Source organism: Reyranella sp. (assembly GCF_030651995.1).
GTDB lineage: Bacteria > Pseudomonadota > Alphaproteobacteria > Reyranellales > Reyranellaceae > Reyranella.
The window spans coordinates 1-8,142 of record NZ_JAUSBN010000001.1 but is presented as its reverse complement, the minus strand read 5'-3'; the positions used below and the strand labels follow the sequence as shown (position 1 = coordinate 8,142).

The following is an 8,142-nucleotide window of genomic DNA, read 5'->3' as shown; positions in this document are numbered from 1 at the left end:
GAAGATCCTGGACAAGGTCGGCGGCCGCAGCCGGCTCGTGTTCGAGCCGCTGCCGGTCGACGATCCGATGCAGCGCTGCCCGGACATCACCCTGGCGCGCGACATGCTGAAGTGGGAGCCCAAGGTTGCCCTCGACGACGGCCTCACCAAGACCATCGCCTTCTTCGACGACCTGCTGAAAAGCAACAGGGGCGTGAGCGGTATCGGCCGTTAACTCCAATGCAAAGCGCCGCGAAGTCTCCTTCGCGGCGCCTTTGACGTCGTTGATCTGTCGAAGGCTTACTGCGCCGCAAGGGCCTGCTTCGGCAGGGCGTTGACGACCGAGGCCTTGCCCGAGGTCATCTCGTCGTAGATCCACTTGTAGGTCTTCTCCATGCCGTCCTCGAGACGGATGGAAGGGGCCCAGTTCATCAGCTTCTTGATCAGCGTGTTGTCGCTGTTGCGGCCGCGCACGCCCTTGGGTGCGTCGAGCTTGTAGCTGCGCTTCAACTTGATGCCGGCGATCTTCTCGACGACATCGACCAGCGTGTTGATGCTGACCAGCTCGTCGCTGCCGATGTTCAGCGGCTCGATGATGTCGCTCTCCGCCAACTTGATCGTGCCCTCGGTGCAGTCGTCGATGTACATGAACGAACGGGTCTGCTCGCCGTCGCCCCAGATCTCGATATCGTGCTTGCCCGAGAGCTTGGCGGCGATGACCTTGCGGCACATCGCAGCCGGGGCCTTCTCTCGGCCGCCGTCATAGGTGCCTTCCGGACCGTAGACGTTGTGGTAGCGCGCTACGCGGGTGGCGATGCCGTAGTCCTCGCGATAGTGGCGGGCCATACGTTCGCTGAACAGCTTCTCCCAGCCGTAGCCGTCTTCCGGCAGGGCGGGGTAGGCGTCTTCTTCCTTCAGCGCCGTGACATTGGCGTCGGTCTGCTTGTCGCCGTTGTAGACGCAGGCCGAGGAGGAATAGAAGAAACGCGGCACGCCGGCTTCCTTGGCGGCGACCAGCATGTGGGTGCTGACCAGCACCGACAGCATGCACTCGGCCTTGTGGGTCTCGATGAAGCCCATGCCGCCCATGTCGGCGGCCAGGTTGTAGATCATGGCGGCACCCTTGGCAGCCTTGCGGCACGGCTCGAGCAGGGCAAGGTCGCCCACCTGGTTCTCGACGCCGGGGATCTTCTGGTACCATTCTTCGAGCGGCTTCACGTCGACCGCGCGGATCTTGGTGTGCCCGCGCTGCTGCAGGACCTTCACCAGATGGCCGCCGATAAAGCCACCGGCGCCGGTCACGACGACGAGATCATTCTTGGACATGCACGAAAGCCTTTCGATCGAAGCGAGGGGTTTTATCCGACTTTTCAACGACTTGCGAGGGTGGCGCCGCGCCTCTATCGAGCACGCGATCGGGGCCCCCGGGGGTAGAAGGGCCGCGCGAGGGTGTCCGTTTGCTAGGAAGTGCCGGCCTCGTCAAGCCGTCGCCGCATCGCAGAGGCATTGCAGCAGGCCGACACAGGGGAAGTTGCAAGGCCGGTGAAAAAGGTGGTCCTTGGTAAAAATTGATCTATACCAAACACATAGGCGTAACTTTCTCCCGATGTCCGATCCCCTCGCATGACCTACATCCTTGGCCTGAACGCCTATCACGCCGACGCGGCCGCTTGCTTGGTGAAGGATGGAGAACTGGTCGCCGCTGTGGAAGAGGAGCGGTTTCGCCGCATCAAGCATTGGGGCGGGTTCCCCAGCGAATCGATCCGCTACTGCCTGCGCGAGGCCGGAATTTCGCTGGGCGATGTCGACCATGTCGCAGTCAACAGCGACAACAAGGCCAACCGCTGGCGCAAGCTCGTCTATGCACTGACCTCGGGGGTGAGCCTGGGTTACGTCGTGAGCCGGCTGCGCAATCGCGGCGAGCGGGCCGATATCCCCGGCAATCTGAAGCGCCACCTGCCGGAGCAGGAGTTCCGCGGCACGGCGCACGCGGTCGAGCACCACCTTTGCCATCTTGCGTCGGCCTTCCTGGTCTCTCCGTACGACAAGGCCGTGGCGGTCTCGGTCGACGGGTTCGGCGATTTTTCCTCCGCGGCCTGGGGTCTGGGCGAGGGGGGCACCCTGGCGGTCGACGGCCGGGTCTATTTCCCGCATTCGCTGGGCGTCTTCTACGAGGCGATGACGCAGTTCATCGGCTTTCCGCACTACGGCGACGAGTACAAGGTCATGGGCCTCGCGCCCTACGGCCAGCCGTCGTTCGTCGAGCAGATGAAGGAGATCGTCCGGCTCGGAAACGACGGGACCTTCGCGCTCGACCTGCGCTATTTCCGCCATGCCTCGGGCGAGGGCGCCAACTACCAGGTGAAGGACGGCATTCCGTCGGGCGGCCGCTTGTGGAGCGACGAACTCGTGAAGCTGCTTGGTCCGGCACGCGACCCCGCCGCACCGCTGGAGGACAAGCACCGCGACATCGCGCGCTCCGCCCAGGTCACCTACGAGAACGCCTTCTTCAACCTGCTGAACGCGCTGCATGCGCGCTACGGCGCCGATGCCGTCGTGCTGGCGGGCGGCTGTGCCTACAATTCGGTGGCCAACGGCAAGGTGCTGGAGCGCACGCCGTTCCGGAAGCTCTACGTCCAGTCGGCGGGCGGCGATGCCGGGGGCGCGATCGGTGCGGCCTTCGCGACCTGGCACAGGACCGGCGGCGCGACGGCCAAGCGTCACTTCGTGATGGACCATGCCTACTGGGGGCCTTCGGCGACACCGGACGAGATCGCCGCCGCCATCGCCCGGCGGCGCGCCGACTTCGACGCGGCGGGCTGCCGCATCGAGCGCATCGCCGACGAAGCGACGCTGTGCCGCCACACGGCGCAGGCGATCTCCGAAGGCAAGGTGATCGGCTGGTTCCAGGGGCGCCTGGAATGGGGGCCGCGCGCCCTTGGAAACCGCTCGATCCTGGGCGATCCGCGACGCGCCGACATGAAGGACATCCTCAATCTCAAGATCAAGCGACGGGAGTCCTTCCGGCCCTTCGCCCCCTCGATCCTGCGCGAGGCGGTGCCCGATTGGTTCGAGACCGACGCCGACGTGCCATTCATGATGCAGGTCTTCCGCATCCGCGAGGAAAGGCGGAAGGAGATTCCAGCCGTCACCCATGTCGACGGCACCGGCCGTCTGCAGACCGTGACCTGGGCGGGCAACCCGCGCTATGCGCGCCTGATCTCGGCGTTTCGCGACCTTACCGGCGTGCCGATCGTGCTCAACACCAGCTTCAACGAGAACGAGCCGGTGGTCTGCAAGCCGGAGGAGGCGATCGACTGCTTCCTGCGCACCAAGATGGATGTCCTCGTGCTGGGCGACACGCTGATCCAGCGCTAGCCATGCAATTGAGCTATCCTGCCCAAAAGGCATCCGATCGGGGGACGGCATAGTGAGGGTATTGGTGGCAGGGGGCGCGGGCTATATCGGCTCGCATACGTGCAAGGCGCTCGCCCGCGCAGGCCACCTGCCGGTCGTCTACGACAACCTGCACACCGGCCATGCCTGGGCGGTGAAGTGGGGGCCGCTGGTCCGGGGCGACATCAACGATCCCGTGGCGCTCGGTGCCGCCATCCGCGAGCACAGGCCCGAAGCGGTCATCAACTTCGCCGCCTTGGCCTATGTGGGCGAATCGATGGTCGAACCGATCCGCTACTATCGCGCCAACGTGGCCGGCATGATCACGCTGATCGAGGTCATGCGGAAACACGACGTGGGCTCCCTCGTGTTCTCCAGCAGCTGCGCGACCTACGGCGTTCCCGACCGTCTGCCGGTCGTCGAGGGCATGCTGCAGCAGCCTATCAACACCTACGGTCGCACCAAGCTGATGGGCGAGCAGATCCTGCGCGACGCCTGTGCCGCGCACGGTCTCGGAGCCATGGCGCTGCGCTATTTCAATGCCGGCGGCGCCGATCCCGAGGGCGAGCTGGGCGAGGAGCACGATCCGGAAACCCACATCATCCCGCTGGTGCTGCAGGCCGCGCAGGGACTCCGGCCGGACATCTCCGTCTTCGGCACCGACTACGACACGCCGGACGGGACCTGCGTTCGCGACTATGTCCACGTGACCGACCTGGCGGCCGCCCATGTCGCGGCGCTGACACGCTGCAAGCCCGGCAGCTTCCAGGCCTGCAATCTCGGCGCCGGCCAGGGCGCCAGCATCGGCGAGCTGATCGCGCGGGCGCGGGCGCTCACCGGCCGCGAGATCCGCACCGTCGACGCGCCGCGGCGGGCCGGCGATCCCCCGATCCTGGTGGCCGACGTGGCGCTGGCGCGCAAGGCACTCGATTGGGCACCGGTCCACTCGTCGATCGACGACATCGTCCGCACGGCCTGGACCTGGATGACGGTGAGCCGGTCGGGCGCCATGCAGGCCCGGAGCCGCTGAGGCACCGCCCATGGACCGCGACATCGTCACGCCGCTGCTGATCACCTTCAACGAAATCCAGAACATCGGGCGGACGCTGGCGAAGCTCGACTGGGCCAGGCGCATCGTCGTGATCGACAGCGGCAGCACCGACGGCACGCTCGAGATACTGGCGAAGGATCCGCGCATCGAGGTCGTCCACCGGCCGTTCGACAGCTTCGCCGAGCAGTGCAATTTCGGGCTGACGCACATCCGCACCGACTGGGTCCTGTCGCTCGACGCCGACTATGAGCTGAGCGACACCTTCGTGTCGGAACTGGCAGGACTTCACCCCACCCCCCAGGACACCGGCTACAAGGCGGCCTTCGTCTATCGCATCCACGGGCACGCCCTGCGCGGCACGCTCTACCCGCCGCGCACCGTGCTCTATCGCGTCGGCGGGGCACGCTACGAGAACGAGGGCCACGGGCATCGCATCCGCCTGCAGGGACGCGTTTTGGCCCTCAAAAGCGTGATCTATCACGACGACCGCAAGCCACTGTCGCGCTGGCTGGCCTCGCAGCTCAAATACGCAGCGCGGGAGGCGGCCCACCTTCTCGAGACCCCGCGTGAACGGCTGGGGCGCGTCGACCGGATACGCCTGATGGGCTGGCCTGCGCCGATCCTCGTGGTGGTCTACGTTCTGTTCGCGAAAGGCGCGATCCTCGACGGAAAGGCAGGCTGGTTCTACGCCTTCCAGCGCCTGCTGGCAGAAGTCCTGTTGGCGCTCGAACTGTTGGACTGGCGTCTGTCGGCGCTGACACGGTCTGGTTCAGTCAAAGGGTAAGCGGAGAGCCTTCGAGGTCCTTTTCCGTCCCGGCGATCATCACGCGAATTGGACTTTTTCCCACCGCCAAGCCTGCAGGCAAGCAGATCTCGAAGCCGCCAACCCCGTGGGGAGTCACCTTCTTGAGCCAGGGCAAAAACTGATCGGCGTAGCAGCGCTGAACGGCTTGCCCGCCGACCCGGACTTCGATCGTTGCCAGCTGGTTCGGATCGTGAGCCAGGGCCCAACCTCGGAGGGCGCCTTCTTGCGTCCGATAAACCTTGCCGCGGGCGAGCCTGGAACTGATGCTCGGGGGACGCCCGCGATGGTTCGTGAAGTAGTCCAGGTTGGCTTCGACATGACGATAGAGGCAGAGATCGTCCTCATTGAGCGCAAGAATTCGGGAGCGGGTCTCTGCGTCGATTCTGGGTCGGGGAGTCCGGCCGGCGGCGTTGTCGTGGCGCATCCGAAGTTCCACACCAAGGTGCCGGGACAAGGCTCTGACCATGTCCGGCATGAACTCAAACAACCCGACAAAGCCCAGGCGACGCAGGTCCATTCCGCTCAGCTGCCGGCACTGAACATTGATTTGGTCGTGTGACTCATAGAATTCGGCAAACGAACCGGTGAATCTCTTCTGTCTGACGTGCATCCGATAACTGGAGGCGACGCGCTCGACGGGATCGCGCAGGAAGGTGACCATGGATGCCGGGTGAAAGGCGCCGGTCCAGTGACGGATGGGTTTCTGGCTGCTGACCAGAAATCGCTGCCCCCGAGGCGCCTCAGCCCGCAGCGCGGCGATCTTCTCAGGTGTCCGGAAGTCGGACGCAACAGCATCGATGATGTTGCCGGACATCATGGCGGTGGTGGCGCCACTTTCCGAAGCATCCACGGTGGCCCGCTGCGCGGCGATCAGCGTGGCCGTGTCGGCCCCGTACTCGAAAACCTGGGTGGCAGTCGGCATCGACGCCGACAGCATATGGCGCATCGAGGTACCGGCCGCCTTGGGGATGTGGACGAACACGACATCCTTGATCTTCGGCTCGAGGTCGGGTCGAGACTCTGCCGCCACATTTTCTTCTCGGGGGGCCGCCGCTTCCGAAGCAGCGCGCGTCGCCGAGGCTCTTGGGGCGAACCACCGAGCGGGCCAGAGCCTTCGGCTCATGGTTCAGAAGGGGCAGCTGGTTGAACGCGCATCAATCTGGCCGTTGGCTACTTGTCAGGCCAATTGACTAACAATTTGCAGTGACAATTAGAATTGAAAAGTATGGGCTGGGGAACCCACTGCATCCTGGCCGTGGTGTCCGGCCCGCGCGTGTGCTCGAACCACGGTCGAGGGAAGGTTGGTGCCGGGTGAGGGGATCGAACCCCCGACCTTCGGTTTACAAAACCGCTGCACTACCGCTGTGCTAACCCGGCCCTGCGCCTGCTTTCGGCGGACTAATAACCGAACTCGAGTGATTCTGCACCACTTGGCGCGCTACTTCGGTCGCTGACGGGCCCATTCGTAGGCCGCGACGGCGGCGGCGTTGGAAACGTTGAGCGCAGAGAGGGCATTGCTGGTGGGAATCGTCACCAGCCGGTCGCATTTCTCGGTGGTCAGGCGGCGCAAGCCTTCGCCTTCTGCCCCCAGCACGATGCAGGTCCGGCCCTTGAGGTCGAGGTCGCCAATGCTTGCATCGCCGCTCTCGGCCAGCCCGTAGGTCCAGAACCCCGCTTCCTTGAGCTGCTCGAGCGCGCGGGCAAGGTTGACGGCGCGCACCAGCGGCACGATCTCAAGCGCCCCGGAGGCGGCCTTCGCCAGGGTGCCGGTGTCTGAGGGGGTGTGGCGGTCGGTCACGATCACGCCTGCGGCCCCAAAGGCTGCAGCCGAGCGCAGGATGGCGCCGACGTTATGCGGATCGCTCACCTGATCGAGCGCCAGGACCAGGGCGTTGTCACCACAGCGGGCGAGGATGTCTTCCATGGCAGGGTCTTCCAGCGGCGCCACGAGGGCCGCGATGCCCTGATGGACGGCGCCGTTGGGCAGGCGCTGGTTCAGGTCCTCGCGCGAGGTGATGGTCATGGCGGTCTTGCCGATCTGGGCGGCGTGGTTGTCGGCCATCTCCTTCGTGGCGAACACCCTTTCGATGCGCCGGTCGGGATTGGCGAGGGCGGCGAGCACCGCGTGACGGCCGAAAATCCATATGGATTGGTTGCCGGTACGGGACTGACGATGGGGACGATTGGGACGAGGGGCCATGGCGAGCCTTGTATGGTGCGGAGCCCATGGGGGCAAATCCGGCCGCCAAATCCGGGTGACGGGCGGCAGGAGTCCGGGCCTTTTGGGCACACTCAGGAACTTCATGTTTCGTTCGCTTGCAAGGAAGTGCTTGCTCGCGAACCGGAGGTTCTGTAAACCCGCGCGCCTACAGGCTTTTTCCGTATATGCCGGTTGGGACGGAGGGGTGGCCGAGCGGTCAATGGCAGCAGACTGTAAATCTGCCGACTTCGCGTCTACGAAGGTTCGAATCCTTCCCCCTCCACCATCGACCATAGCGCGGGATCGGCTTTGTTTGCGCGTTGCGGGTGTAGCTCAATGGTAGAGCAGAAGCCTTCCAAGCTTACGACGAGGGTTCGATTCCCTTCACCCGCTCCAGGTTTGGCTAAGTCGGCCAGTTAGTTCGTTCTGTGTCTGAAAGCAGCCCGAGGGTCGAGACACCAGGTCGAAGGCGAAGTTTGAGCGGAACAAGCCGCACTGCAACATCGGAACGATCGGTCACGTCGATCACGGCAAGACGTCGTTGACTGCGGCGATCACGAAGATCCTGGCGAAGACGGGTGGCGCGACGTTCACGGCCTACGACCAGATCGACAAGGCTCCGGAAGAGCGCGAGCGCGGCATCACGATCTCGACGGCGCACGTGGAGTACGAGACGGCGAACCGTCACTATGCGCACGTGGACTGCCCGGG

The 8,142-nt window shown here is 64.8% G+C and carries 6 protein-coding genes, 3 tRNA genes and 2 pseudogenes; 7 read left to right on the top strand and 4 right to left on the bottom strand.

Translation table 11 applies throughout. The features are described from left to right. Positions 1-214: pseudogene (locus Q7V45_RS00055) on the top strand (hypothetical protein); the annotation flags it as partial. Positions 215-279: 65 nt separating this feature from the next. Here the strand turns inward: Q7V45_RS00055 and Q7V45_RS00050 are convergent. Further along, on the bottom strand, positions 280-1,305 hold the full coding sequence (locus tag Q7V45_RS00050; RefSeq protein ID WP_304845006.1) for an NAD-dependent epimerase/dehydratase family protein: 1,026 nt from the start codon (positions 1,303-1,305) through the stop codon (positions 280-282). Between the two features lie 297 nt (positions 1,306-1,602). On the opposite strand from Q7V45_RS00050, the gene Q7V45_RS00045 reads away from it, so the two are divergent. The 3 genes from Q7V45_RS00045 to Q7V45_RS00035 all read left to right on the top strand — a co-directional run bounded on the left by Q7V45_RS00045 (position 1,603) and on the right by Q7V45_RS00035 (position 5,210). After that, complete coding sequence (locus Q7V45_RS00045; RefSeq protein ID WP_304845004.1) at positions 1,603-3,357, top strand: carbamoyltransferase C-terminal domain-containing protein; 1,755 nt, start codon at positions 1,603-1,605, stop codon at positions 3,355-3,357. A gap of 64 nt (positions 3,358-3,421) precedes the next feature. Further along, positions 3,422-4,405 (top strand): UDP-glucose 4-epimerase GalE, encoded by a 984-nt coding sequence (gene galE, locus Q7V45_RS00040; protein ID WP_304845001.1) that lies wholly within the window; start codon positions 3,422-3,424, stop codon positions 4,403-4,405. 10 nt (positions 4,406-4,415) lie between these two features. Then, entirely contained in the window at positions 4,416-5,210 is a 795-nt protein-coding gene (locus Q7V45_RS00035; protein WP_304844998.1) for a glycosyltransferase family 2 protein, read from the top strand. On the opposite strand, the gene Q7V45_RS00030 is transcribed toward Q7V45_RS00035, so the two are convergent. From Q7V45_RS00030 to rlmB, 3 genes are all read right to left on the bottom strand, one after another. Beyond that, the gene (locus Q7V45_RS00030; RefSeq protein WP_304844995.1) at positions 5,200-6,261 is read right to left on the bottom strand and encodes a sulfotransferase family 2 domain-containing protein; all 1,062 of its coding nucleotides are present in this window, start codon (positions 6,259-6,261) and stop codon (positions 5,200-5,202) included. The genes Q7V45_RS00035 and Q7V45_RS00030 overlap by 11 nt on opposite strands. 272 nt (positions 6,262-6,533) lie before the next feature. After that, positions 6,534-6,608: transfer RNA gene (locus Q7V45_RS00025), tRNA-Thr, on the bottom strand. A 61-nt stretch (positions 6,609-6,669) separates the two neighbouring features. Continuing rightward, positions 6,670-7,431 (bottom strand): 23S rRNA (guanosine(2251)-2'-O)-methyltransferase RlmB, encoded by a 762-nt coding sequence (gene rlmB / locus Q7V45_RS00020; RefSeq protein WP_304844992.1) that lies wholly within the window; start codon positions 7,429-7,431, stop codon positions 6,670-6,672. Positions 7,432-7,630: 199 nt separating this feature from the next. On the opposite strand from rlmB, the gene Q7V45_RS00015 reads away from it, so the two are divergent. The 3 genes and pseudogenes from Q7V45_RS00015 to Q7V45_RS00005 all read left to right on the top strand — a co-directional run. Beyond that, positions 7,631-7,717: transfer RNA gene (locus Q7V45_RS00015), tRNA-Tyr, on the top strand. Positions 7,718-7,753: 36 nt separating this feature from the next. After that, a tRNA-Gly gene (locus Q7V45_RS00010) sits at positions 7,754-7,827 on the top strand. A gap of 67 nt (positions 7,828-7,894) precedes the next feature. Next, positions 7,895-8,142 (top strand): annotated as a pseudogene (locus Q7V45_RS00005) (GTP-binding protein); the annotation flags it as partial.

Bases quoted from the DNA above. Each gene is read 5' to 3' on its own strand.
- Q7V45_RS00050 (WP_304845006.1), bottom strand. From the start codon at position 1,305: ATGTCCAAGAATGATCTCGTCGTCGTGACCGGCGCCGGTGGCTTTATC.
- Q7V45_RS00045 (WP_304845004.1), top strand. From the start codon at position 1,603: ATGACCTACATCCTTGGCCTGAACGCCTATCACGCCGACGCGGCCGCT.
- Q7V45_RS00035 (WP_304844998.1), top strand. From the start codon at position 4,416: ATGGACCGCGACATCGTCACGCCGCTGCTGATCACCTTCAACGAAATC.
- rlmB (WP_304844992.1), bottom strand. From the start codon at position 7,431: ATGGCCCCTCGTCCCAATCGTCCCCATCGTCAGTCCCGTACCGGCAAC.